This window comes from Luteimonas marina (assembly GCF_007859325.1).
GTDB lineage: Bacteria > Pseudomonadota > Gammaproteobacteria > Xanthomonadales > Xanthomonadaceae > Luteimonas > Luteimonas marina.
In genome coordinates this window covers 1-26,250 of the sequence record NZ_VOHK01000003.1, presented here as the reverse complement: position 1 = coordinate 26,250, position 26,250 = coordinate 1, and the positions used below count along the sequence as shown (strand labels likewise).

The following is a 26,250-nucleotide window of genomic DNA, read 5'->3' as shown; positions in this document are numbered from 1 at the left end:
CGGCTTCGTCGTTTCCGGAAAGCCGATCCATGCGCCTTGCCACGCTGCTGCTGTCCGCCTGCCTGCTCCCCGCCCATGCCCTTGCCGCGGAAACGCGCATCCCGGACGCCGCGTTCGACAGCGCTGCGGAACTGCGCGAACGCGCGCTGGCCGACGACACCGCCTGGAAGGTGGTCGAGTCGCTGACCACCGAGATCGGTCCGCGTCTGGCCGGCAGCGAAGCCGATGCGCGCGCGGTCGCGTGGGCGCAGGCGAAGTTCCGCGAACTCGGCTACGACAAGGTGTGGACCGAACCGGTGACCTTCCCGAAGTGGGAGCGCCGCGGCGAATCGGCGCAGGTGCTCGGCGCCCACGCGCAGCCGCTGCTGGTCACCGCGCTCGGCGGCAGTCCCGGCGGCACGGTCGAGGCGGAGATCGTGCGCTTCGAGAACTTCGAGGCGCTGCAGGCCGCGCCCGCCGGTGCGCTCGCCGGCAGGATTGCCTTCGTCGACATGCACATGGAGCGCACGCGCGACGGCAGCGGCTACGGCAAGGCCGGCGCGGTGCGCGGCAAGGGTCCGTCGGAAGCGATCCGCAAGGGCGCGGTCGGCTACCTGATGCGCTCGATCGGCACCAGCCCGCATCGCGTCGCCAATACCGGCATCACCCGCTTCGACGCGGGGCTGACGCCGATCCCGTCCGCGGCGCTGTCGCTGCCCGACGCCGACCAGCTCGCGCGCCTGCTGCAGCGCGGCCCGGTGCGCGTGCGGCTGGCGCTGGACTGCGGCTGGGATGGCGAATACACCTCGCACAACGTCATCGGTGAGATCACCGGGCGCGAAACGCCGGACGAAGTCGTGCTGATCGGCGGCCACCTCGATTCCTGGGACCTCGGCACCGGCGCGATCGACGACGCTTCGGGCATCGGCATCACCATGGCCGCAGGCCAGCTGATCGGCCAACTGCCGCAGCGGCCGAAGCGCACGATCCGCGTGGTCGCGTTCGCGAACGAGGAACAGGGCCTGCTCGGCGGACGCGAGTACGCGCGCCGGCACGCGGGCGACGTCGCGAAGCACGTCATCGCCGCGGAAAGCGACTTCGGCGCGGGCCGCATCTACGGCTTCAGCACGGGCGCACCGGCGCATGCGCAGGCTGCGAGTGCGCGTATCGCCGAAGCGCTGGCGCCGCTCGGCATCGAGCACATGCCGGGCAAGGGCGGCGCCGGCCCCGACATCTCGCCGCTGGCCGCGATCGGCGGCGCCTGGGCGTGGCTGGGCCAGGACGGCACGCAGTACTTCGACCTGCACCACAACGCCGACGACACGCTCGACAAGATCGACCGCGACGACCTTGCCCAGAACGTCGCCGCCTACACGGTGTTCGCCTGGCTCGCCGCGGAGGCCGAAGGCGATTTCGGCAGCGCGCCAAAGACGGCGGGCGAGTAGTTTCCTGCCTGCGTTGGGCCCCCACCCCAACCCTCCCCCGCAAGCGGGGGAGGGGGCCAAGAGCAGCGGCTTTTAGCCCCCTCCCCCGCTTGCGGGGGAGGGTTGGGGTGGGGGCCACCGAAGCCGCGAACCTCTAACCGCCCACACGCCCCCGCGCCCACTGCGCCAGCAGCACCGCCGTCGCCGACGCCACGTTGAGGCTTTCCACCGCGCCGCTGCCGGGGATCGACAGGCGCAGGTCGCAGGCCGCGGCCAGCGCCTCACCCATGCCCTCGCCTTCGGCGCCGAGCACGTAGACCAGCCGCGGCGGCAGCGCCGTCGCGAACAGGTCGCCGCCGTCGCGCACCACGGTGGCGGCCAGCGCGAAACCCGCTTCGCGCAGCTGCGCGATCGCATCGTCGCCCTGGCCCAGCCGCACCAGCGGCACGGCTTCGGCGCCGCCCTCGGCCACGCGCGCGGCGGCGCCGGACAGCGCCAGCGTCGAATGCGCCGGCAGCAGCAGCGCCGACACCCCGAAGTGCGCGGACGAGCGCAGGATCGCGCCGAGGTTGTGCGGGTTGCCGACGCCGTCCAGCCACAGCGCGCAGCACGGGCCGTCCGGCAGCTCGCGCAGCCAGTCGGGCAGCGCGCGCGGCGCTTCGCGCAGCACGTCGGCCACCACGCCTTCATGGTGCGTGCTCGCCGCCAGCCGGCGCAGTTCGTCGACATCATCGACCACGCGGTAGCCGATGCGGTGGGCGGCGCACCACTTCAGCAGCGGCTGCAGCTGCGGGATGCGCGCCTGCGACAGGTACAGCTTGCGGATCGCCTGCGGGCGGCGCGCGAACACCGCGCGCACGGCGTTCAACCCGTACAGCCGCAGTTCGCCGGCGCCGCCGTCCGGCGGCGATCCGCGCACGTCACGCGGGGGCGACGCCTCGTCGCGACGGCGCGATCCCCAGGGCGTATCGCGCCCGGGCGCCGGCCGCGGCGTCCGCCTGTCGCTCATCAGGATCTGCCCGCGACCTCGGCCCTAGCCACGTTTGCGCCAGAAGTCGGCGTTGCGGATGCCGAGCGCATCCGGATCGAACACCGGGTCGAGCCCCAGCTTCTTCTGCCGCTCGTAGTCGCGCAGGGCGGCCAGCGCGGGCTTCTGCAGCAGCAGGATCGCGATGATGTTGAGCCAGGCCATCAGGCCCACGCCCATGTCGCCCAGTGCCCACGCCGTCCCGGCGTTGTGGAAGGCGCCGAAGACCACCATGCCGGTGATCGCCAGGCGCAGCAGCAGCGTCGCCAGCGGACGCGTCCTGTGGCCGTTGAGGTAGGTGAGATTGGTCTCGGCCATGTAGTAGTAGGCCATGATCGTGGTGAAGGCGAAGAAGAACAGCGCCACCGCCACGAAGCCCGCGCCCCAGCCCGGCAGCACCGTGTTGATGCCGTTCTGGACGAAGCCGGCGCCGGCCTCGATGCCGGGCAGCGCTTCCTGCAGCATCGTGCCGTCGGGCAGCTGCACGTTGTACATGCCCGTGGCCAGCACCAGGAACGCGGTCGAGGTGCAGATCAGCATGGTGTCGAAGTAGATCGCCCAGGCCTGCACGTAGCCCTGCTTGGCCGGATGCGAGACCTCGGCCGCGGCGGCGGCGTGCGGCCCCGTGCCCTGCCCGGCCTCGTTGGCATAGACGCCGCGCTTCACGCCCCACTCCACCGCCAGGCCCAGCATCGCGCCGAAGCCGGCGTGCATGCCGAAGGCGCTGCTGAAGATGATGCGGAACATCTCCGGCACGTACTCGTAGTTGATGGCCATGACCGTGACCGCGGTCAGGATGTAGCCGATGGCCATGAACGGCACCACGAACTCGGCGAACGCGGCGATGCGCTTGATGCCGCCGAAGATGATCGCCGCCAGCAGCAGCGCCACCGTGATGCCGATGCCGAGCTTGAGCGCATCGCGCGAGGCCATGCCCATCACCTCGCCGTCCAGCGAGCCGCACAGCGCCCCGCCCTGGCAGGCGTTGGCGATGCCGTCGGCGATGGCATTGGCCTGCACGCCCGGCATCAGCACGCCGGCCGCGGCGATCGTCGCGATCGCGAACGCCAGCGCGTACCACTTCAGCCCCAGGCCCTTCTCGATGTAGTAGGCCGGGCCGCCGCGGTAGCGTCCCTCGTTGTCCTTCTCCTTGTAGATCTGCGCCAGGCAGCACTCGACGAACGAGGTCGAGGCGCCGAGGAAGCCCATCACCCACATCCAGAAGATCGCGCCCGGCCCGCCGAACGCGATCGCCGTGGCGACGCCGGCGATGTTGCCGATGCCGATGCGCCCGGACATCGACAGCGCCAGCGCCTGGAACGAGGACACGCCGGCGTCGGACTTCTGCCCGGTGAAGGTCAGGCGCGTCATCTCGATGAAACCGCGCACCTGCATGAAGCGCGTGCGGAACGAGAACCACAGCCCGGCGCCCAGGCACAGCGCGATCAGCGCCTTGCTCCAGATGATGCCGTTGATCCAGCCCAGAACTTCTTCCACGGATGCTCTCCCCATCGGTCGATTGGACGCTCCGACCGGGACGGCGAGCGCACGGAAGGCGGAACGATAGCGGAAAACCGCGGTGGGGTCAGAGTGCGATGTCCCCCGATTCCCCGGAAGCGTGGACCCGGTCGAGGGGAAATTGCACTCTGACCCCGGTTTTCAGCCACAGGCCTTCCCCCCGGACCCGGCTGAACACCCGCAGGTCGTGCAGCCGCGCCAGCGCCGCCATCGCCCACGGCGCGAACACGGCGACAGCCCGCGTCATCACGCCCCTGCCCCGGCGCGCAGGCGGATGCCAGCGTCGACGGGAAGGATCGTGTCGCGCCACAAGGGAGCAGAGGTTGTTTGCGTCATTGTCACTTGCCGTCATTCCCCGTCATCCCGGCGAAAGCCGGGATCCATTTTGACTTCTCCGCACCGGGACAATGACGCCGTTTCGAAACACGAGGAGCCAAATGGATCCCGGCTTTCGCCGGGATGACGGAATCGGGGGTGCGGCGGGATCCGGCACCATGCTCAGGCGTGGCCGCTGACCTGGGGCGTCTCCAGCTCCATCTGCTCCAGCTGCTTCGCCAGCGCGTCGGGCGAGCGCGTGAACGGCGCCAGCAGGGCGTAGAACGCCGGCACCACGAACAAGGTCAGCAGGGTGGCGAACGCAACGCCGGAAATGATCACGACGCCGATCGTCGCACGGCTCGCCGAGCCCGGCCCGCCGGCCACGACCAGCGGCACCGCACCCATGATCGTCGCCGCGGCGGTCATCAGGATCGGGCGCAGGCGCACCGCCGACGCCTCTGCAATCGCCTCGGGCACGCTGCGGCCTTCATCGCGCAGCTGGTTGGCGAACTCGACGATCAGGATGCCGTTCTTCGCCGCCAGGCCGACCAGCATCACGATCCCGATCTGGCTGAACAGGTTCAGCGTGCCGCCGGTGATCCACAGCCCGATCAGCGCGCCCAGCACCGCCAGCGGCACGGTCAGCATGATCACCAGCGGATGGACGAAGCTCTCGAACTGCGCCGCCAGCACCAGGTAGACGATCAGCAGGGCCATCAGGAAGGTGACCAGGATCGCGCCACCGGCTTCCTGGAACTCGCGCGACTCGCCCTTCCAGTCGATCTGCGCATAGTCCGGCAGCTCCTCCGCGGCGACGCGATAGGTCCATTCCAGCGCCTCGCCCATGGTGTAGCCGGGGGCAAGGCCGCCGCTGATGGTGATCGCGCGCAGCCGGTTGAACCGGTTGAAGCTGCCGGGCTCGGCGATCTCGCCCAGGGTGACCAGGTTGGACAGCGGGATCAGCTCGCCATCGCGCCCGCGCACGTAGGTGTTGGCGAGGTCGGACGGCGCCATGCGGTTCTCGCGGCCGGCCTGCAGCATCACGTCGTATTCCTCGCCGTTGTCGATGTAGGTGGTCACCTGGCGCGAGCCCATCATCGTTTCCAGCGTGCGCCCGATCTCCTGCACCGACACGCCGAGGTCGGACGCGCGCGCGCGATCGATCTCGACCCGCATCTGCGGCCGGGTTTCCTTGTAGTCCGAATCCGCGTCGACGATGCCCGGGTTGGCCTCGATCCGTTGCAGCATCCGGTCGCGCCATTGCGCCAGTTCGCCGTAGTCGGGGCCGCCGAGCACCAGCTGGTAGCGCTGGCCGCGCCCCCCGAGCAGGCCACCGGGCACGTTCGCGCGCACCTGCACGCCGGGCAGGGAGGCGAAGCCCGAGCGCAGCTGGCCAACCACGTCCGCCGTGCTTTCGTCGCGTTCGCGCCAGTCCTTGAGGAACACGATCACGTTGCCGGTGTGCATTTCCTCGCTGCCGCCCCAACCGCGCGGCACACGCGAATTGGCGCGTTCGATCGGGCCGTCGCCGTCCACGTAACCGGCGAAGATCCGCTCGACCTGCTGGATCTGGCCGACCATGTAGTCGAATCCCGCGCCTTCTGCCGCATCCACGCTGACGAAGAAGCGGCCGCGGTCCTCGGTGGGCGACAGCTCACTGGGGACGCGCAGGAACAGCAGCGCGGCGGCCAACCCGCACAGCGCCATCGCCGCCAGCACCAGGGCCAGCAGCCGCTTGCCCGGGATCGCGACCAGTTGCCCGACCCGGCGACCATAGTGGCCGCTCAGGTTCCCGAGCCTGCGGTTCATCCAGGCATTGAACCCGGTTTCCTTGCCATGCGGCTTGAGCAGCTTCGAACACATCATCGGCGTCAACGACAGCGCGACGAAGGCCGACAGCGCGACCGCCGACGCCAGCGCGATCGACAGCTCCCGGAACAGGCGGCCGCTGTTGCCCTCCATGAAGCCGATCGGCAGGAACACCGCCACCAGCACCGCGGTGGTCGCGATCACCGCGAACGCCACCTGCGCGGTGCCGCGTTTTGCCGCCACCAGCGGCGGCTCGCCCAGGTCGACGCGACGCTGCGCGTTCTCCAGCACGATGATCGCATCGTCCACCACCAGGCCGATGCACAGCACCAGCGCCAGCAGAGTCAGCAGGTTGATCGAGTACCCGAAGGCGTACAGCGCGATGAACGCCGCCACCAGGCACACCGGCACGGTCACCGCCGGAATCAGGGCCGCGCGCAGGCTGCCCAGGAACAGCCAGATGACCAGGAACACCAGCACCATCGCCTCGCCGAGCGTCCAGTACACGCGCTCGATCGCGGCTTCGATGAACTGGGTGTTGTCGGCAGCGACGAAGATCTCGGTGCCTTCGGGCAGGGTCTGCTGGATGCGCTCGGCTTCGGCGCGCGCCGCGCGCGCCACGTCGAGCGCATTCGCGGTCGAGGTCCGCACGATCCCCAGGCCCACGTTCGGAGTCGAATTGCTGCGCGCGTACGAGCGCCGCTCGCGCGGCCCGATCTCGACTTCGGCCACGTCGCCCAGCCGCACCACGTAGCCGTCGCTACCGCGCCCCAGCGGAATCTGCGAGAACTGCTCGGGCGTGCGGTAGCCGCGTTCGACGCGCAGGGTGAAATCGCGGCTTTCGGATTCGATCCGTCCCGCCGGCAGTTCCACGTTCTCGCTGCGCAGCGCGGATTCCACGTCGGCGGCGGTGATGCCGCGCGCCGCCATCGCGTCGCGGTCCAGCCAGATCCGCATCGAATAGCGCTGGCTGCCGCTCAGCTGCACACGCGCCACGCCATCGAGCGAGGACAGCCGGTCGAGCACGTAACGCTCGGCGAAGTCGCTCAGCTCCAGCGTATCCATCGTCGACGAACGCATGTTCAGCCACATGATCGCGTCGGCATCGGCCTCGACCTTGGCGATCTCGGGCGGATCGGCCTCGTCGGGCATGCGGTCCATCACCCGGCTGATGCCGTCGCGCACGTCGTTGGCGGCGGCCTCGATGTCGCGGCTGAGATTGAACTCGATGGTCACGTCGGCGCGGCCGTTGCGGCTCTGCGACTGGATCGTGCGGATGCCCTCGATGCCGGACAGCGCGTCCTCGAGGATCTGGGTGATGCGGGTTTCGACCACGGCCGCGGATGCGCCCGGATAGGTGACGTCCACCGACACGATCGGCGGGTCGATGTTCGGCAGTTCGCGCACGGTCAGGCGCATGAACGACATCAGCCCCAGCACCACCAGCAGCAGGCTGACCACGACCGCGAACACCGGCCGCTTGATGGAGATGTCGGACAGCTTCACCGCGCCTGGCCCCCGCCCGCCGCAGGCGCCTCGCCGGTGGCCGGCGGTTGCGCCTCCTCGGTCACGCCGATGCCCGGGCGCAGCTTGCCGGTCCCTTCGATCACGATGCGGTCACCGGCCGCGATGCCCTGCAACACCTCGACCCTGCCCGCGCTGCGTTCGCCGACCGCGATCGTCGCGCGCTCGACGGTGCCGTCGTCCTTCACCCGCCAGACGAAGCTCTCGCGCCCGACCTGCACCACCGCGATCTCGGGCAGCACCAGCGCCTCGCGCTGCGGACGCGCCACCTGCACCTGCAGCAGCATGCCCGGGCGCAGGCGCCGGTCCGGGTTGGGGAAATCGCCGCGCACGGTGACCGCGCGCGTGCCCGGATCGATGCGCGCGTCGATGCTGGACACTTCGCCCTCGAACGCCTGCCCCGGCCAGGCCACGCTGGTGCCGCTGAGCGCATGCCCGCGCGCGACGTGCGCGAGGTGCATCTCGGGCACCTGGAAATCGACGTGCACGCGCGAGATGTCGTCGAGCGTCGCGACCACCGTGCCCGGCGTGACCAGCGCGCCCGGGCTGACCTGGCGGATGCCGAGCACGCCGGCGAACGGTGCGCGGATGCGGCGGTCGCCGATGTCGGCGCGCATTTCCGCCACGCGCGCCAGCGCGGCATCGCGCGTCGCCCGCTGCGTGTCGAGCTGCGAGCGCGCGATCAGCTGCTGCTGCACCAGCTCGGTGCCGCGCCGGTACTGCTGCTCGGCCTCCTTCGCCGCGGCCTCGGCCGCCTGCAGCGTGGCCTGCTGCTGGTTGCCCGACAGCGTGACCAGGGTGGCGCCGGCCGCGACCTCGTCGCCGCTGTCGAAATGCACGCGCTCGACGGTCTCGCTGACCTTGGCGGTGACGGTCACCGATTCGCGCGCCTTGACCGTACCCAGCGCCGAGATCGTGTCGTTCCATGGCTGCAGGGCGACGACTTGGGTGGTCACGACCGTGGCGGACGCGGACCCGTTTCCGGCCGCCTGGCCGTCGCCTCCGCAGCCGGACAACAGCAGGCAGGCCAGCACAACGGCCAGGGCGGGCCAGGTCGACAGGGAACGCAGGGGCATGGGCATCCGGGCGGGGGGAGCAATCCCTTCGATTCTATCCGGCGCCTGCTTCAGACTTGTGTGTCTTCAGCTGGGGGGTTCAGCCACCCCTCGCGGTCAACCGATCCCGCGCTCGTGCGTTTCCCGTGGTCCCGCCCGCGGACAGCCGGTCCGGCGCGCGCGGTTCACCCGGGGCCGTGGCGTTCAGGTCGCCCTGCCCCACTGGCCCCGCGCCGCCAGGCCATTGTCGCGGGCCCGCGCGAAGACCGTCTCCTGCGCCTTGGCCACGTTGCCGGCCAGGTCCTGCGACCAGATCTTCAGTGCCGCCGACTGCATCGCGCGCCCGTAGGAGAACGACAGCGGCCAGGGGTGCGGGCCCATGCGGTTCATCGCGTCCAGGTGCGCGGTGGCGTCCTCGTCGCCCTGCCCGCCGGACAGGAACACGATGCCCGGCAGGATCGCCGGCACCGACGACTTCAGGCACATCAGGGTGGACTCGGCGACTTCGTCGATCGAGCCTTCCTCGCCGCTGTCCTTGCCCGGCAGCACCATCGACGCCTTGAGGATCGTGCCCTCCAGCATGACGTTGTGCTGGTACAGCGCGTCGAACAGCGAGCGCAGCACTACCTCGTGCACCTCGTAGCTGGTCTCGATGTCGTGGCCGCCGTCCATCAGCACCTCCGGCTCGACCATCGGCACCAGGCCCTGCTCCTGGCACAGCGCGGCGTAGCGCGCCAGCGCGTGGCTGTTGGCCTCGATGCAGGTGCCCGACGGGATGTCGTCGCCGATGTGGATCACCGCGCGCCACTTGGCGAAGCGCGCGCCGAGCTTGTAGTACTCCTCCAGCCGCGCGCGCAGGCCGTCCAGGCCCTCGGTCACCACTTCGCCGGGGAAGCCGGCCAGCGGCTGCGGGCCCTTGTCGACCTTGATGCCGGGCAGGATGCCGCTGTCGGCCATGACCCTGGTGAACGGCACGCCGGCCTTGGTCGACTGGCGGATCGTCTCGTCGTAGAGGATCGCGCCGCTGATATGGTCGCCCAGCTTCGGCGTGGTCAGCAGCAGCTCGCGGTAGGCGCGACGGTTCTCCTCGCTGTTGGGAATGCCGACGGCGTCGAAACGCTTGGCGATCGTACTGGTGGATTCGTCGATCGCGATGATGCCCTTGCCCGGGGCGACCATCGCCAGGGCGGTCTGGGCGAGCGTTTCGATGCTCATGACGGGAGGTCGGCCGGTTCGGAGAGAAGCGGAATTATAGCGCCCGGCCCGACGCAACCCGCCGCTTCCGCACGCATCTTCCGCCACGCGACAGCAAACGTCATCCCCGCGAAGGCGGGGATGACGCTGCCTGTTTCCCTACAGTTCGCCCAGCCCCTCGGCGCGGCCGTCGCCGCCGATCTGCAGCAGCCGCAGCGTGTTGGTCGCGCCATGCATCTCCATGTGCTCGCCGCTGGTGAACACCAGGCGATCGCCGGCATCGAGCAGGCCCGCCTCCACCAGCAGGCGCACGCTGCCACGCGCGGCCTCGCGCGGGGTCTGGCCGCGGCTGTCGTAGTCGATCGGGAACACGTCGCGCATCAGCGCCATGCGCCGGCGCGCGCCGGCGTGGCGCGAGAACGCGTAGATCGGCGCGCCCGAACGGAAGCGCGAGAGGTAGCGCGCGGTGCCGCCGGATTCGGTCATCGCCACGATCGCGCCGACGCCGATGTGCTCGCTCAGGAACATCGCCGCCATCGCGATGGCGTGGTCGGCGCGCTCGAGGTTGCGCTGCGCCTGCTCGAAGTCGGTGTCGTGCGCGAACTGGCGCTCGGCGCCGGTGCAGATGCGCGCCATCGCCTCGACCGCGCGCAGCGGGAAGTTGCCCGCCGCGGTCTCGGCCGAGAGCATCACCGCGTCGGTGCCGTCGATCACCGCGTTGGCCACGTCCAGCACCTCGGCGCGCGTGGGGATCGGCGAGTCGGTCATCGACTGCAGCATCTGGGTCGCGGTGATCACGACCTTGTTGCGCGCCAGCGACTCGCGGATGATCTTCTTCTGCAGGCCCGGCAGTTCGGCGTCGCCGATCTCCACGCCCAGGTCGCCGCGCGCGACCATCACCACATCGCTGGCGTCGATCACCTCGGCCAGGTTCTCGATCGCCTCGGCGCGCTCGACCTTCGACACCAGTGCGGCGTCGCTGCCGTGCGAACGCGCGATCGTGCGCGCCTCCTCCATGTCGGCGGCGTTGCGGCAGAACGACACCGCAATGAAATCGACGCCGATCTGCGCGGCGATGCCGATCAGCTCGCGGTCGCGCTCGGTCAGCGCGCCCAGCGACAGGCCGCCGCCGAGCTTGTTCAGGCCCTTGCGGTCGGACAGCACGCTGTCGTTGAGCACGGTGTTGACGATGCGCTGGCCCTCGATGCGCTCGACCTTGAGCTGCACCATGCCGTCGTCGAGCATCAGCACGTCGCCGGGCGACAGGTCGCCGGGCAGGCCGAGGTAGCTCACGCCGACCTCGTGCTGCGTACCGGGCGGCGCGTCCTCGCTGGCGAGCAGGTCGAAACGGTCGCCCGCCTTCAGCGACACCTTGCCGTCGGCGAAGCGCTCGACGCGGATCTTCGGCCCGGGCAGGTCGGCGAGGATGCCGATCTCGATGCCCACGCGCGCCGCGGCCTCGCGCACGGCCTGCGCGCGCGCGATCTGCTGCGAGGGATCGCCATGCGAGAAATTCAGCCGCACCACGTTCACGCCCGCGCGCAGGATGGCCTCGAGGACGCCGGGCGGGTCCGTCGCCGGACCGAGCGTGGCGAGGATGCGGGTACGGCGGCGATGTTCGGACATGGACGAGGATCCGTTGCAGGAGTAAGGATCGCGGCAATGCCGCGTAAGCCCACTATCCTAGCCGAGCCCGATGGCAATCTCCCACATGTCCGGTGACCTCAACGCCCGCCTTGCCGACCTGCCGGGATTTCCTGTCCTGTCGGGACAGCGCCTGCGCCTGCGCGGCCCGCGCGCGGACGACGTCGACGCCGTGTTCGCGCTGTTCTCCGACCCGGACGTGATGCGCTACTGGAGCCACGCGCCCATGCGCGAGCGCATGCAGGCCGAGGGCAAGGTCGAGGAGATGCTGGAAGCGTTCGAGCACCGCACGATGCTCAACTGGCTGGTCGCCGACCGCCGCAGCGACACCGCGATCGGCAGTTGCACCCTGTTTCACTTCGACGCACGCCACCGGCGCGCGGAAATCGGCTATGCCCTGCGCGCCGACCACTGGGGCTGCGGCCTCGCCGCCGAAGCCGTCGCGCTGGCGCTGGACTGGGGCTTCCGCACCCTGGCCCTGCACCGCATCGAAGCCGACATCGACCCGCGCAACGCCGCCTCGCGCCGGCTGCTGCTGCGCCTTGGCTTCCGCAGCGAAGGCCTGCTGCGCGAGCGCTTCTTCGTCGGCGACGACGCCACCGATTCGGAACTGTTCGGCCTGCTGGCGCAGGACCGGCGCCGGCGCGACGGGTAAGGCGCCGCCGACGCCCGCTGCGGTTCAGTCGTAGTCCGCTTCCGTGCGATGCGCTTCGACGTAGCGCTTGCCCGCGCGGTAGAGCGCCAGTCGCGCCGCGAATCCCTGCTCCCGGCTGGCGTCTGCCTCGATCTCGGCTGGCGTGAGCGAGGCCATGGCCTCCTGCTGCAGTTCGATCGCGCGCGCATGGTCGCCGGCGGCGGCATGGCAGGCCGCGGCCGTATCGATCCAGGCAGGCATGCCGCTCGCGGTTTCCAGCAGGCGCCCGGCTTCCGCCAGCCCGGCGGCCGCGTCGAACAGTTCCGGCTCGGGCGCGGTGCACAGCGCCCAGGCGAGATTGTTCCTGGCCATGCCGTCGCCGGCCTCGACGCCCTTGCGCCACAGCGCGATGCCGCGCCTGCGCGCTTCCAGCGCGTTGCCGCTGCGATAGAAATGCCAGTTGCCGTACTCGACGTACGCCAGCGTGTAGCCGGCCGCGATCGACCGCTCCATCCAGCGCGCGCCCTCCGCCTCGTCGCCGGGCGGGATCTCGCCGGTGAGATGGGCATATCCCAGCCGCGCCGCCGATTCGCCGTCGCCCTTCTCCGCATCCGCGCGCAGCCAGCGTTCGGCCTGCGCCGGATCCTTCGCCATGCCGCGACCTTCCAGCGCCATGCTCGCCAACCGGCGGCGCGCTTCGATGCTGTCGACCTCCTCCGACAGCGACCGATAGGTCTCGATCGCCTGCTCCCGGGTGCCGTGGATACCGGGGCGTTCCCACTCGTAGATCCGCGCAAGATCGAGCAGCGCGTCGACGTTGCCCGACACCGCCGCCGCCAGCAGCCAGCCTTCGGCGTCCTTCCAGTCCTGCCGGCGCATGCCCTGGTGCGCCATGAAGCGCGCGCCCCCGGCGCTGCCGCCCTGGGCGCCGAGCGCGACCAGGCGCAGCGCATCCTCGCGCTGCGCATCGTTCTTCGCCGCCCCGTACAGCGCGATGCCGGTGGCCGCCTGCGCATCGGGATCGCCGGCATCGGCGGCGTACTTCATCCAGCCGTTGGCGACGAGCGCTTCCTCGCGCTGGCGGTGGTAGTTGACCAGGAGCGCATAACCCTTGCCGACGCCGTTGTTGGCGGGATCGGCCAGCGCGCGCAATTCGGTCGGGTCGAGCTGCGGCACGCCCTTCGCCGCGAGTTTCCACGACGCGGTGATCGCGGGAACCAGGACGTTGCCACGCTGCCGCGCAGCTTCCATGCGTTGCACCAGGAACGCGGGCGGCGGCGCGCCATCGAGCAGGATCCACGTGCGGGCGAACATCACGGTGGCGCCATCGCGATGCCAGCGGCGATCCGCGGCATCGAGCATCGCCGCGGCCGCCTGCAGGTCCTGCCCGACGCCGACGCCGGTCGCGTAGGCCATCGCCAGCAGCGTCATGTACGCCGCATGCTCGGCTTCGGCCCGGGGCAGCAGCAAATCCACCCATCCATCGTCGCAGCCCTTGTCCGGCTGCCTGGCGCACACCAGCAGCCACGTCGCCAGGGACTGCAGCCCGCCGGCCTCGGCGCCCGGCCGCAGTTCGGCGAGGGCGTCCACCTTGCCCCCGGCCATGCGGAAGGCCTGGATCGCCTGCAGGTCGATGTCCGACGATTCGCCCTGCGCCGCCATCGCGTCCCTGAAGGAATCGGCGAGGCTGCGGCGCTGCGCCGGGTAGCCGGAGAAGGGATTGCCGCGCACGATCCGGTCCGCGGTATCGATATAGTCGAACGACAGGTGCCGTTCGGCGCCGAGTTCCTCGTCCCAGGCCGCCACCACCAGCGGGAAGTAGCGCTGCACCTCGACCTGCGGGTAGTACTCGTAGCGGAATTCGAGCCCGCTCGACGCCAGCACCGCGTAGATGTCGAGCGGCCCCATCACCCGGGCGGGCCGCGGCCAGAAGGACTCGCGCCCGTCGGCCAGCGCCAGCCGCGACAGCGCGCCGACCGCGAGCAGGGCTTCCTCGGCGACGGCGTCGTCCTCCAGCGCCTCGGCGCACAGCATGCGCGCGCGATGCAGCGCGATGCTGACCGGCGCCTTCAGCACCGCGGCTTCCAGCACGTCGCGCTTGCTCCGGCAGGCTTCGGGATCCACCTCGAGCAGGGCGTATCCCACTTCGCCCAGCGCGTCGTAGGCGTCGTAGGCCTCGGCATAGGCGGGGTCCGACAGGAAGCGGCTCCAGGCCGCCTCCGGCGCCTGGATCACGTCGCGCACGCTGATGCCGCGCTCCTGCGCGGCCACCGGCAGTGCGCCGCCCAGCGTCGCCAGCAGGAACAGCGCGGACAGGACGTGGAGTTTCATTTGTCGGTTCCTTCATCGATCGCATTGCGCAGCAGCTGCTGCAGCCGCCGCTGCCGTTCGTCCGCGGCGACGCCCGCCGGCATCCGGAACCGCAGCGTCGCCGACAGCCCGTCCTGCAGCCTGCGTACCTGCTCCAGATGCCCGGCCGCATCGCCGCCCGCCACTTCGGACTGGCTCACGTCGAGCTGGTAGACGACGCGCGCATGGCCGTCGGCCACGTCTACATCCCGCGCGTACTCGAAGGCCTTCGACGACACGCGCTGCTGCTCCTTGCCGAAGGTCGCGGTCCAGCGCTCGGGCATCGCCACTTCGATCTCGTGGCGGTAGCGCCCGGGCGCGGCATAGGCGAGCGGCGCGGTGCGGGCCATCGACGTCGGCAGCCGGCTGATCTCCTGCAGCGTGTCGGCGAACACGCCGAGCGCCTTGACCGAAACGCCCTCGTCGTCAAAGGGCGCCTTCAGCAGGTAGCGTTCGGTCACCGTCAGCGCATTGTCCTCGCGGTCGTCGCGAAGCTGCGGCGCGGCCAGCACTTCGAGCTCGCCGAGCCGGCGACGATAGTAGTCGGCGTAGCGCCGCGACAGGTCGTCGCCGCGTTCGTTGGCGAACGACCTGCGGCGCTGGTCCGCGGAATCGCCGCGGTAGACCGTTTCCACGTCGAGCCGCACCTCGCGCGCATCGGCCTGCGGCACGTAGCGCTCGACCACCGTGATGCCGTTGCGCTCGCGGCCGCGGTCCGGCGCTTCGATCGACTCGATGCGGCCGCCGCCGGGCGCGATCGCCAGCGCCGCGCCGTAGGCGCTGAGGTCGTAGGCGCCCGCCGTGCCGCCCTGCAGGGTGATGGTCGGATCCACCCACAGTACCTCGCGGCCCGATTCGATCCGCGCGATCACGTGGTTGAACACCGACGCCGAGGGCACGAAAGCGGAGACCGCCTTGCCGCGCGAGGTGCTGACCAGCGCCGGAACCGCGCGGATGTCCATGCGCCCGAGCAGGCTGACCAGCAGGTAGACCTTGTCCTTGCAGTCGCCGTAGCGGCGACGCCAGGTTTCGGCGGGCGCGGTCGGGCGATGGGTGTTCTCGCCCATCTCGACGCCGAAATAGCGCACTTCGTCCTGCACCAGCCGCACCGCGGCGGTGATGCGCGCGCGCTCGTCGCGCAGCGCGCGCCATTCCTGCAGCTTCGCCTCGAGTTCGTCGGGCAGGCGGTCGACCCGCGGGTACAGCGGCAGCGCCCAGTCGACGACCTGCTTCCAGCCCTGGTCGCGGGCAACCTGCGCCAGCGGATACGGCTGGTACCAGGCCGGATACTGCTGGTCGTCGACGATGACCGGCTGCGGCGGCGCGTCCAGCACGACCTCGAAGCCGTCCGGCCGTTCGCGCACCACGGGTTCCGGCGCGCCGTTCTCGCGATGGATGCGCGGTTTCGTGCCCGGATCCATCAGCACGCGCAGGCGCGAGCGCAACGTCGGGTTCTGCCAGCCGAAGCGCATCCAGTCGCTGCCCTGCCCCGCGAGCACCGGATTGCTGCCGGTGATGCTGTAGGCGACGCGGATCACGTCGTTGCGGCGCACGTCGTCGAGCACGATCAGCGCGGTGACGATGCCGTCGGCGAGGTCCTGCTCGAAGCCGTCCTCGCGCCGCGCGAGCGAAATGCGGTCGGCGTCGAGGCGATCGTGCCAGGCGCCGTCGCGGCGCAGCTCCACGTCATGGATCTGCAACTGCTGGTATTCGGGATTGAAGCTGATCTGGAAGCGCCCCGCCTCCCCGACCAGCGATGCGCCGCGCGCCTCGTAGGCATAGTCCACGAACAGTGCGTCGCGACCGCCGCGCCGGTCCGACTGCAGGTCGTGCAGCCAGTAGCGCCAGCGCTCGTCGTCGGCGCCGGGCGCGTCCGCCGGCCACTGCGCGGGAAGCTCCGCGCGCTCGACGAAATCCGGCACCGGACCGGTACCGAAGCGGTATTCCCCGCGTTGGTGCTCGACCACCGCCCCCTGCGCCGCCCCTGCCAGCAGGAGCGACGTCCACAGCCACAGATTCCTGCCCATCCCCCAACCTGCCCAGTCCCCTTCCGCACAAGCCTACTATGGCGGGCGGAGTTGGCAACGGGGGACCGCGCTCAGCCGCGCGCGTCCAGCGCCGCGACCGCGGGCAGGGTCTTGCCTTCGAGGAATTCGAGGAAGGCGCCACCGCCGGTGGAGATATCGGACACGTCGCCGGCGATGCCGTACTTGTCGACCGCCGCGAGGGTGTCGCCGCCGCCGGCGATCGAGAACGCCTTCGACGCGGCGATCGCGCGCGCCAGGGTTTCGGTGCCCTTGCCGAAGGCGTCGAACTCGAACACGCCGACCGGGCCGTTCCAGACCACGGTGCCGGCACCGGCGATCATGCCGGCATAGCGCGCGGCGGTGTCGGGGCCGATGTCGAGGATCAGGTCGTCCTCGGCGACGTCGGCGACCGCCTTCACCGTGGCCTCCGCGTCCGGGTGGAACTGCTTCGCGACCACCACGTCGGTCGGCACGGGGATGTCCGCGCCGCGCGCCTTCGCGTCGACCATGATCTTGCGCGCGGTCTCGACCAGGTCGGCCTCGTGCAGCGACTTGCCCACGGCCAGGCCCTGCGCGGCGATGAAGGTGTTGGCGATGCCGCCGCCGACGATCAGCTGGTCGACCTTCCCGACCAGGTTCGACAGCAGTTCGAGCTTGGTCGAGACCTTGCTGCCGGCCACGATCGCCAGCAGCGGCCGCGCCGGGTTGTCGAGCGCCTTGGCCAGCGCGTCGAGTTCGGCCATCAGCAGCGGGCCGCCCGCGGCCTGCTTCGCGAAGCGGATGACGCCGTGTGTGGACGCCTGCGCGCGATGCGCGGTGCCGAAGGCGTCCATCACGAACACGTCGCACAGCGCGGCGTACTTCTTCGCGAGCTCCTCGCTGTCCTTGCCCTCGCCGACGTTCATCCGGCAGTTCTCCAGCAGCACGACCTGCCCGGGCGCGACGTCGACGCCGTCGACCCAGTCGCGCAGCAGCGGCACGTCGACGCCGAGCAGTTCGCCCAACCGCTTCGCCACCGGCGCCAGCGAGTCCTCCTCGCTCCACTGCCCTTCCTTCGGCCGGCCCAGGTGCGAGGTCACCATCACCGCCGCCCCTTTCTCCAGCGCCAGCTTCAGCGTCGGGATCGACGCGGTGATGCGCTGCTCGGAGGTGATCTGGCCGTTGTCGATCGGCACGTTGAGGTCCTGCCGGATCAGCACGCGTTTGCCGGAAAGATCGAGGTCGGTCATGCGGAGGATGGTCATCGGCGCGTCGTCGTTGTGGAGTCCGCGCCTATTGTCGACGGCGTGCATCCGCCAGGCAAACGTTGCACCTGCCACGATCCGCTGCGATCAGCTCCGCGGCTTGCGCAGCAGGCTCATCGCGAAGCCCGCCACCAGCAGCGCGCCGGCCACCAGCAGGGCCCACAGCAGCCACGAACGCCAGTCGCGCTGCGCCGGCGCCGGCTGCAGCGCCTGTTCGCCGGCCAGCGGCTGCATCGTCCCCGGCGTCGCCACGCCCGGCCGCCAGCCGGGACCGCGTGCGCGGCGGATTTCGTCGAGCGACTGCGCCAGCGGTGCATCGACGCGCCCGGCACGCGCGCTGCCGGCGACGAGGCGGTACGGCGGTGCGCCCTGCGCGACGAACACCAGCGCCTCGGGCCGCCAGCCGAGCCGCAGCTGCGGCGGCTGCGCCGTCGGCGCGTTGCCGACCAGCTTCCATTCGCGGTCGCGCGTGGGGCCCGACAGCGGCTGCGGCGCCGAGCGGTTCGCATCGTTGCCGCTGCCGATGGCATAGGCGACCCAGGGACCGGCGCGCAGCGTCCACGGGGAATCGCCATCCTCGCGGCTGTAGAGCGTCCACTGCCCGGTGCTGTTGCCGTCGAGCTGCACGTCGGCGGCCTCGACCGGGTAGCGGCCGTCGAGCGTGAACGCATGGAAGCGCACGCCCTGCGCCTCGACCGTCTCGCCCGACAGCTGCTGCCACTGCAGCGGTCGGCGCTTCACCACCGGCGCAAGCTCGGCCTGCACCGCCGCCAGCTGCACGCGCCCGGTCCCGCCCGCGGGCAGCAGCCGCAGGTAGCGCGCCTGCGTTCCCACCGGCACGCGGCGCTGCACGAGGCGCTCGCCATCGCGCGACAGATCCACCAGTTGCGCGACCGGCTGCACCACGCGCCATACGCGCAGGTCGTCGCTGGCTTCCACGCGGTAACCGCGGTCGACGCTGCCCGCGTCCGGCGCCCACTCCAGGTGCAGGGCCTCGACGGTGGCGTCCACGTCGCTGGTATCCAGCAGCCACGCGACCGCGTCGTCTCCACGCGCAGCGCCGTCACGTGCCTCCACGCGCAGCACGCGTCCGTCGCGGCTGCGCTCGACCGCCATCGACCAGTCGCCCGACGCCGCCGTGGAGCTGGTCGGCAGCACGAACCAGCGCACCGGCACGCGCCTGTCGGCCTCCGTCATGCCGTCGTCGGGACGAAACAGCTGGGCGGGCACCGCGACACCGTCTGCGTTGATGACATCGACATCGCGCAAGGCCGGCGACCGCGCCTCGCGATAGACCGAGGCGTCGAGCGTCACCCCGTAGGCGCCGGCATCGTCGCCGGACAGCGCGATCGGCCACTGCACGGCGTAGTCGTCGACGGGCGCGGCGAACGCGGCGCCTGCCAGCAGCGCCAGCCCCAGGATTCCCGTTCGAAGCGTCATGCAGTCTCTCCGTTCCCGATCGCCTGTTCGCGCGGCGGCGCCGGCGCAAGGTAGCCCACCAGCGTGCACAGCAGCCCGTAGGCGATGAACGAGCCGATGCCCAGCAGGTCGCCCAGATGCTGGCGATCGACCAGCACCAGCTTCGCCAGCACCACGCCCATCAGCACCGCGCCGGCCAGCCACAGCGTGCGCTGGCCGCGGCGCGAGCCCGCGATCCAGCCGATCACGCCGAGCAGGCTCCAGACCACGGTCAGGCTGGTCTGCGCGAGGCTGCTCTCGACCAGGCGCGCATCCCAGGCGATGCCGCCCCACTGGTGCACGGCGCGCAGCGTGACCGCGGTGACCAGGGCGAAGCCGGCCGCCGACAGCAGCGTCACCCGCATCGACGCCAGCGCGCGCGGCGCCTCATCCGACCACAGCCAGCGCGCGAGCAGCACCAGCACGCCCACCTGCACCAGCTCCAGCGGATTGAGCAGCGGCAACCACGGCAGCGGATCGGCATCGCCGGGCGCCAGCTGCGTCGACCACCACCACAGCGCGAGCAGCAGCGACACCGTGACCTGCAGCGGCAGGCGCAGGTCGTCGAAACGCTCGCCGCGCGGCACGCGCAGCAGCGGCCAGCGCGCCATCGACACCAGCATCAGCGCGATCCACGGCAGCGCCAGCGCCGCCAGGGTCCAGCCGTGGTCGAGCGCGACATGCTCGGTCAGCCAGCCCGCGAACAGCGCCAGCACCGACGGCCACACCAGCCACCACGCGAACTGCGCCCAGTCGCCGATGTGGTCGTCGTCGCTGCGCAGGCACAGCAGGCTGCGCACGCCGAGCAAGGCGTAGGCCAGCCACGCCCAGACGCCGGCACCTTCGAACGGATGTCCGTGCACCGCGGTCTGCAGCAGCGCGAACGGGATCGCCGCCGCCAGCGCGAGCAGCGTTGTCGCCGCCAGCGCGCGCGCCGGGCGCAGCCGGTGCACTTCCGCCGCCAGCCAGCCGGTCACCGCGGTCGCCGCCAGCATCGCGTCGACCTGGGCATCGCCGTCGACAAAGCCGACGATCTCGTGGAACAGGTTGCCGGCCCACCAGGCCAGGCCCCAGAGGTAGTACATCAGCGCGATGCGCGGCTCGCCTTCGTCGCGATACGACCATGCACTGGCGAAGCCGGCGAGCGCGATCAGCAGCGCGCCCATGAACGCAGGATTCGCGATCGCCTGCACGTCCGGCGCCGGCAGCGTCGACATGCCCAGCGAATACGCCACCGCCGCCGCCAGCTGCAGGCCGAGGCCGGTCCACTGCGGCAGCACGCGGCGCTGCTTCAGGCCCAGCCACACCAGCGCCGCGCCCTCGAGCGCAAACACGCAGGCGGTCGCGCGCGCCGACAGCGCCAGCGGCACCGACAACGTCGCGAAGCCCACCGCCAGCAGCGCGTGCGCCTGCGCCAGCACCGCGTAACCTTCGCGCCGCCGCAGCGCCCACGCCAGCGCCGCGTACACCACGGCCAGCGCCAGCGCGCAGAACGCCAGCGGCATGCGCTCGCCGTCGAGCAGCGCCGCCTGCAGCGAGAACGCGATCAGCGGCGTGCCGAACAGCAGGCAGCCGTCGACCAGGTCGCGACGGCCGGGCGGACGCCTGCGCGCATACAGGATCGGCAGCAGCAGGTAGAAGACGAAGAACAGCACCAGGAACGGCTGCGTGCTCGCCTGCTTGTCCGGCGAGTACGCCAGCACGCCCCACACGATGCCGATGCCCCAGGTGAAGACGAAGCCCAGTAGGTTCAGCACCCGCCACGACTTCACCCAGGCGATGGCGAAGATCGCCGCGTTGAGCACCGCGTAGTAGGAGAACAGCGCGACGTGGTTGCCGCTGCCGGTCGAGAGCCAGATCGGCGCGAGGAAGCCGGCGAGGATGCCGAGCACCGCCAGCGTGCGCGAATCCTGCAGCACCGCGAGCACGCCGAGCCCGGCGACCAGGGCGATGCTCAGCCCGAACGCGGCGCCCGCCGGGAGCAGCCCGTAGAGCTTGAACGCCGCGAACACCACCAGCAGCAGCACGCCGATCGCACCGCCCTGCAGCGCCAGCGCGAACGCCGGCCTGTCGAAGCGCTGGCGCCAACCGAAGACCAGCCCCGCCAGCGCCGCCGCGGCCACGCCCGCGAGGCGCAGTTCCATCGGCAGGTGGAACCAGCCCTGGTCGTTGCCGTACTTGAGCAGCGCCGCCACGCCTGCCAGCAGCACCAGCATGCCGACCTTCACCGGCACGTTGCCGACGGTGAACCAGCGCTTCACCGCGCGCAGTGCGACGTCGACGAAATTCGGCGGCGGTGGCGCCGCCGGACGACGCGGCGGAGGCGGCGGAACCGCTTCGGGCGCCACGTCCGCGCGCGGTGGCAGCGGCGGCGGAGTCGGCGCCGCAGGGCCGGCGGCCGGCGCGGGCGGCCGCGACGCGATCGTCGGCGGCGGAGACGCCGTCAACTCGGCCAGCGTAGGTTCGGGCGGGACCACCGCGCGCGGCGGAGCGGCCACATCAGGCGCCTCGCGCTGCGCAGGCGCCGCCGCGCGCGAAGGCGCTTCGGCATCGGCCCGCAGGCGCACGACCGCATCTTCCAGGTCCGCGACGCGGCGCTTCAGCCCACCGATCGACACCAGCGCCACGATCAACAGCACCGGCACCGCAAGCGCCACCAGCACCAGCAGGGTCAGGAGACCTTCCATTCCGCCATCCCGTCGGGCGCCGCTCCGGGCGCATTGCCGGCCACCTTAGCGGGCCGGGTCGCGAAAACAAGAAGCCCCGCGCAAGCGGGGCTCCGGGTATCGCCTCGGGCTACCGCCGGCTCACTTGCCGGCAACCACGCGCACCATTTCCAGGCACTTGTTGGAATAGCCCCACTCGTTGTCGTACCAGCTGACGATCTTGACGAAGGTCGGGTCGAGCGCGATGCCCGCGTCGGCGTCGAAGATCGAGGTGCGTGCATCGCCGCGGAAGTCGGTGGCGACCACCTTGTCCTCGGTGTAGCCGAGGATGCCCTTGAGCGCGCCTTCGCTCTGCGCCTTCATCTCGGCCTTGATCTCGTCGTAGCTGGCCGGGTTCTCGAGTTCCGCGGTCAGGTCGACCACCGACACGTCGCTGGTCGGGATGCGGAAGCTCATGCCGGTCAGCTTCTTGTTGAGCTCCGGGATCACCACGCCCACGGCCTTGGCCGCGCCGGTGGACGAGGGAATGATGTTCTCCAGGATGCCGCGGCCGCCGCGCCAGTCCTTGTTGCTCGGGCCGTCGACCGTCTTCTGCGTCGCCGTGGCCGCGTGCACCGTGGTCATCAGGCCGCGCTTGATGCCCCACTTGTCGTTGAGCACCTTGGCGATCGGCGCCAGGCAGTTGGTGGTGCACGAGGCGTTGGAGATGATCGCCTCGCCCTTGTAGGTCTTGTCGTTGACGCCGAACACGAACATCGGCGTGTCGTCCTTCGACGGCGCCGACAGGATCACCTTCTTCGCGCCCGCGTCGAGATGCTTCTGCGCGGTGGCCTTGTCGAGGAACAGGCCGGTGGACTCGATCACCACCTCGGCGCCCACCTCGTCCCACTTCAGGTTCGCCGGATCGCGCTCCTGGGTCAGGCGGATGCGCTTGCCGTTGACCACCAGCGTGCCGCCGTCGATCGACACCTCGCCCTTGAAGCGGCCGTGCACCGAGTCGTAGCGCAGCATGTAGGCCAGGTAATCGGGTTCGAGCAGGTCGTTGATGCCGACGATCTCGATGTCGTCGCCGAAGTTCTGGACTGCCGAACGCAACACGTTGCGGCCGATGCGGCCGAAACCGTTGATGCCTACCTTGATCGCCATGGTGCGCGGACTCCCGGACAGGGTGGAAAAGGAAGTCGATTCTAGCAGGCCGCCGTCGCGGAACGCGCCGCGATTCCCCGATCCGCGGTGGTTGCGACTGCAATGATCCTGATCAAGGTGGTCGCCGCGGCGCCAGGACCAGACTGTCGCCGTCCCCACACGGAGCAACCCCCATGAAGCGCACCACCACGTGGCTGCTGGCGGCGACCCTCGCCGCTGCCGCCCTGCCCGCCGCCGCACAGTCCAGGGGAGACTGGACCCTCGGCCTCGGCGTCCACAACGTCGCCCCCAAGTCCGACAACGGCAGGCTCGACGCCACCGCCCTCGGCCTCGGCCCGCTGCCGCCCACCGAGGTCGGCAGCAGCGTCCGCCCCACGATCACCTTCGAATACTTCCTGCGCGACAACCTCGGCATCGAGGTGCTGGCCGCATTGCCGTTCCAGCACGAAATCGACATCCGCGGCGTCGGCAAGGTCGGCAGCACCAGGCACCTGCCGCCGGTCATCTCGCTGCAGTACCACTTCATCAACCGCAGCAAGGCCACGCCTTTCGTCGGCCTCGGCCTGAACTACACCACCTTCTTCAGCGAAGACACCACCGGCGCCCTCGCCGGCACCGACCTCGAGCTCGGCGACTCCTGGGGCCTGGCCGCGCATGCCGGCATCGACTTCGCAATCGGCGAACGCAGCGCGATCCGCATCGACGCCCGCTGGGCCGACATCGACAGCGACGTCAAGGTCAACGGCACCAAGGTCGGCACCGCCAACATCGACCCGCTGGTGTACGGCGTGGCCTGGGTGGCGAAGTTCTGATCCGACCGCGAGCGCATCCTTGGCCCGGATGTTGGCGTCATCCCCGCGAAGGCGGGGACCCAGCGTCGTTGCCCTGGAAACCAGCAAACAAGACACTGGATCCCCGCCTTCGCGGGGATGACGGAATGTACGCGTTTGCGCCAGAAACGCTCTAGAGTGCCGCCATGCCCCGTATTCTCATCGCCATCCTCCTGTCCTGCGCACTGTCATGGCCCGGCATCGCGCAGGCCTGGGGCCCCCTCGGCCACCGCCTCGTCGCCCGCCTCGCCGAACCCCGGCTCACGCCGCAGGCGCGCGCCGAAATCGACCGCCTGCTGGCAATCGAACAGGCGTCATCGCTCGCCGACATCGCCAACTGGGCCGACGACCTGCGCGCAAACGACCCCGACCTCGGCAGGCGCTCGGCCAGGTGGCACTTCATCAACATCGGTGAACACGACTGCGCCTACGACGTCGCCCACGCCTGCCCGAACGGCGACTGCGTGGTCGAAGCGATCCGCATCCAGGCCGACATCCTCGCCGACCGCACCCGGCCCGATGCCGAACGCCTGCAGGCGCTGAAGTTCGTCGTCCACTTCGTCGGCGACGTGCACCAGCCCCTGCACGCCGGCTACGCCCGCGACCGCGGCGGCAACACCGTGCAGGTGAACCTGCACGGCAAGGGCACCAACCTGCATTCGCTGTGGGACAGCCGGCTGCTGGCGTCGGCCAGGCTCGGCGAAGATGCCTACGAAGCGCGGCTGCGGCTGGATCCCGACCCGCTGCCGGCAGGCACCGACCCGTACACCCCGGGCGCCCCTGCCGTATGGGCCGAACAGTCGTGCCGGATCGCCCTGGCCCCGGGCGTCTATCCGCCAAGGTCGAGGATCGACGACGACTATCTGCTGCAGCACCGTCCGACGGTCGAGCGGCAGGTCCAGCTCGCGGGCGCCCGGCTGGCAGAACTGCTCAATATCGTCCTAGCGACGGAAGTATCACGCTGAACATGGTCGTGATCGAGGATCACTGCCATCAGGCCCGTATCGCTCACAATCGCCGGCGTCAAACCAGGCAACTCTGAAGAACCCGCTGTCATCCCCACCATTGCGGGACGACGAGCTGGAAGCGAATTGATCAGCGTTGCCCTAAATGAACTTTCGAAAAGTCCTTCCGAACTGCCGCCCGGAATCATCTGAACAACTCCGACCTGTCATTCCGAACGCAGCGAGGAATCCTGGAAAATCAACCGCGTGGATCTCTGACTCACCCGGGGAAGTCTCCAACGAAGGTCTGAACAAGTCCTGGGTCGTCATCCCGGCGAAAGCCGGGATCCAGCTTTTCAGCAACTTTCCGGAAAACCGGATTCCGGCTTTCGCCGGAATGACGACCTGTTCAGAGGGTTCTTAAAGCAGGTCGGCCTTGATTGGCTCACCTCTCTTGTTGCACCTGGGCGGACTCGTCATTCCGAAGGTCAGTAGATTTCCTCCGTTGATGATGCAGGTGAATTCCTTGTTGTCGTTTGCCTTGAGGTTGACGTAGGTATTTGTCCCCTCCGTTCTCCGGCTGACGATAGACAGGTCAGACGGCTCATAACCGAGAGCTCCGGCCGATTCCGACCTGATCTTGTCATCGGAAAGGGTGTTCGTGCTGGACGCAAGGGTTGAGCAGGCAACAGCTCCAAGGGCTATTGTCAGGGCAAGAGCGCAAGCAGAGATACCTTTCATTGAAATATCCATATTTAAAATCTCCGTTTTTTGTCCGCAATCTCATTGTCGGCAAGACGGTGGCGGACAGGATCACCCTCTGCCGAGTTGACATCCATCCCACGCCCTTCGTTCAAGGGACCCTCTGAACAACCGTCATTTCGAGCGCAGCGAGAAATCCGTGCTCCTGATCCTCAGATTGACCGGCTTCGCCGTTGCAAAGCGCTTCTCACTTCGTTCGGAATGACAAACGGAATTATTCGGAGCACCCCAAGGCAACGCCGAACAAATCGTTTCTCCCCTTCGTCCCGCCGGTGGGGTGACAGCAGTTTTCCGGTGCCGCGGCTCCCATGAACACAGAACGTCTGGGGGACAAGGATGACGTCATGTCGAGATCCGGTCAGTCGTAGACCAGGTATGGCTTGGTGCAGTTGGAATGGATGGACCGCCCAAGGTTTCATAGACACTCATCGGCCGCTTTGCGCGTAGCGCCTTTCGAACTCTACCGGTGAGACGTCGCCGGCGGAACCATGGCGACGCACCGGGTTGTAGAACATCTCGATGTAGTCGAACACGTCCGAGGTTGCGGCGGCCCGGGTCGGATAGATTCTCCGCTTGATCCGCTCCTTCTTCAGGACGCTGAAGAAGCTCTCGGCCACCGCGTTGTCGTGGCAGTTGCCGCGACGGCTCATGCTCGGAACCATCCGATGCGCCTTCAGGAACGACTGCCAGTCGCTGCT

General features: G+C 69.9%; 18 protein-coding genes. 4 read left to right on the top strand and 14 right to left on the bottom strand.

The features are described 5' to 3' along the window. The first annotated feature begins 29 nt into the window (after positions 1 to 29). A complete protein-coding gene (locus tag FQY83_RS06760) occupies positions 30 to 1,424 on the top strand; it encodes a M28 family peptidase (protein WP_146386415.1) in 1,395 nt (464 codons plus the stop codon). 133 nt (positions 1,425 to 1,557) lie between these two features. Here FQY83_RS06760 and FQY83_RS06755 read toward each other — a convergent pair whose 3' ends face one another. The 7 genes from FQY83_RS06755 to pyk all read right to left on the bottom strand — a co-directional run bounded on the left by FQY83_RS06755 (position 1,558) and on the right by pyk (position 11,474). Next, positions 1,558 to 2,412 carry a TrmH family RNA methyltransferase gene (locus FQY83_RS06755; RefSeq protein WP_146386413.1) on the bottom strand — a complete coding sequence of 285 codons (855 nt, stop codon included), beginning with the start codon at positions 2,410 to 2,412 and terminating at the stop codon, positions 1,558 to 1,560. A gap of 24 nt (positions 2,413 to 2,436) precedes the next feature. Continuing rightward, a complete protein-coding gene (locus tag FQY83_RS06750) occupies positions 2,437 to 3,942 on the bottom strand; it encodes an alanine/glycine:cation symporter family protein (RefSeq protein ID WP_425478608.1) in 1,506 nt (501 codons plus the stop codon). 73 nt (positions 3,943 to 4,015) lie between these two features. Further along, entirely contained in the window at positions 4,016 to 4,195 is a 180-nt protein-coding gene (locus FQY83_RS06745; RefSeq protein ID WP_146386409.1) for a hypothetical protein, read from the bottom strand. 251 nt (positions 4,196 to 4,446) lie between these two features. Next, on the bottom strand, positions 4,447 to 7,581 hold the full coding sequence (locus FQY83_RS06740; protein ID WP_146386407.1) for an efflux RND transporter permease subunit: 3,135 nt from the start codon (positions 7,579 to 7,581) through the stop codon (positions 4,447 to 4,449). Next, positions 7,578 to 8,675: an efflux RND transporter periplasmic adaptor subunit gene (locus FQY83_RS06735; RefSeq protein ID WP_146386405.1), complete on the bottom strand. Its 1,098-nt coding sequence runs from the start codon at positions 8,673 to 8,675 to the stop codon at positions 7,578 to 7,580. Before FQY83_RS06735 ends, FQY83_RS06740 begins: the two co-directional genes overlap by 4 nt. A 183-nt stretch (positions 8,676 to 8,858) precedes the next feature. After that, the gene (locus tag FQY83_RS06730; protein WP_146386403.1) at positions 8,859 to 9,869 is read right to left on the bottom strand and encodes a class I fructose-bisphosphate aldolase; all 1,011 of its coding nucleotides are present in this window, start codon (positions 9,867 to 9,869) and stop codon (positions 8,859 to 8,861) included. Between the two features lie 138 nt (positions 9,870 to 10,007). Beyond that, the gene (pyk, locus tag FQY83_RS06725) at positions 10,008 to 11,474 is read right to left on the bottom strand and encodes a pyruvate kinase (protein WP_146386401.1); all 1,467 of its coding nucleotides are present in this window, start codon (positions 11,472 to 11,474) and stop codon (positions 10,008 to 10,010) included. An 85-nt stretch (positions 11,475 to 11,559) separates the two neighbouring features. Here pyk and FQY83_RS06720 point away from each other — a divergent pair, with 85 nt between their 5' ends. Continuing rightward, complete coding sequence (locus tag FQY83_RS06720) at positions 11,560 to 12,147, top strand: GNAT family N-acetyltransferase (protein ID WP_146387226.1); 588 nt, start codon at positions 11,560 to 11,562, stop codon at positions 12,145 to 12,147. A gap of 24 nt (positions 12,148 to 12,171) precedes the next feature. Here the strand turns inward: FQY83_RS06720 and FQY83_RS06715 are convergent, their stop codons facing one another. The 6 genes from FQY83_RS06715 to gap form a co-directional block, all read right to left on the bottom strand. Continuing rightward, positions 12,172 to 14,457, bottom strand: a complete 2,286-nt coding sequence (locus FQY83_RS06715; RefSeq protein WP_146386398.1) for a tetratricopeptide repeat protein — start codon at positions 14,455 to 14,457, stop codon at positions 12,172 to 12,174. Further along, entirely contained in the window at positions 14,454 to 16,502 is a 2,049-nt protein-coding gene (locus tag FQY83_RS06710; RefSeq protein ID WP_146386396.1) for a DUF3857 domain-containing protein, read from the bottom strand. The genes FQY83_RS06715 and FQY83_RS06710 overlap by 4 nt, the downstream gene beginning before the upstream one ends. A 71-nt stretch (positions 16,503 to 16,573) precedes the next feature. Further along, complete coding sequence (locus tag FQY83_RS06705) at positions 16,574 to 17,746, bottom strand: phosphoglycerate kinase (protein WP_146386394.1); 1,173 nt, start codon at positions 17,744 to 17,746, stop codon at positions 16,574 to 16,576. Between the two features lie 87 nt (positions 17,747 to 17,833). Beyond that, complete coding sequence (locus tag FQY83_RS06700) at positions 17,834 to 19,186, bottom strand: DUF3999 domain-containing protein (protein ID WP_146386392.1); 1,353 nt, start codon at positions 19,184 to 19,186, stop codon at positions 17,834 to 17,836. After that, entirely contained in the window at positions 19,183 to 21,891 is a 2,709-nt protein-coding gene (locus FQY83_RS06695; RefSeq protein WP_146386391.1) for a DUF2339 domain-containing protein, read from the bottom strand. The genes FQY83_RS06700 and FQY83_RS06695 overlap by 4 nt, the downstream gene beginning before the upstream one ends. A gap of 120 nt (positions 21,892 to 22,011) precedes the next feature. Then, on the bottom strand, positions 22,012 to 23,016 hold the full coding sequence (gene gap / locus FQY83_RS06690; protein WP_146386388.1) for a type I glyceraldehyde-3-phosphate dehydrogenase: 1,005 nt from the start codon (positions 23,014 to 23,016) through the stop codon (positions 22,012 to 22,014). A gap of 173 nt (positions 23,017 to 23,189) precedes the next feature. On the opposite strand from gap, the gene FQY83_RS06685 reads away from it, so the two are divergent. Both FQY83_RS06685 and FQY83_RS06680 read left to right on the top strand, forming a co-directional pair. Continuing rightward, the gene (locus FQY83_RS06685) at positions 23,190 to 23,828 is read left to right on the top strand and encodes an OmpW/AlkL family protein (RefSeq protein ID WP_146386386.1); all 639 of its coding nucleotides are present in this window, start codon (positions 23,190 to 23,192) and stop codon (positions 23,826 to 23,828) included. Between the two features lie 164 nt (positions 23,829 to 23,992). After that, positions 23,993 to 24,811, top strand: coding sequence for a S1/P1 nuclease (locus tag FQY83_RS06680; protein WP_146386384.1), 819 nt, complete (start codon positions 23,993 to 23,995; stop codon positions 24,809 to 24,811). Between the two features lie 1,166 nt (positions 24,812 to 25,977). Here the strand turns inward: FQY83_RS06680 and FQY83_RS06670 are convergent. Next, positions 25,978 to 26,250, bottom strand: a 273-nt coding sequence (locus tag FQY83_RS06670; protein WP_146386382.1) for an IS3 family transposase, incomplete at its 5' end; no start/stop codon positions are given.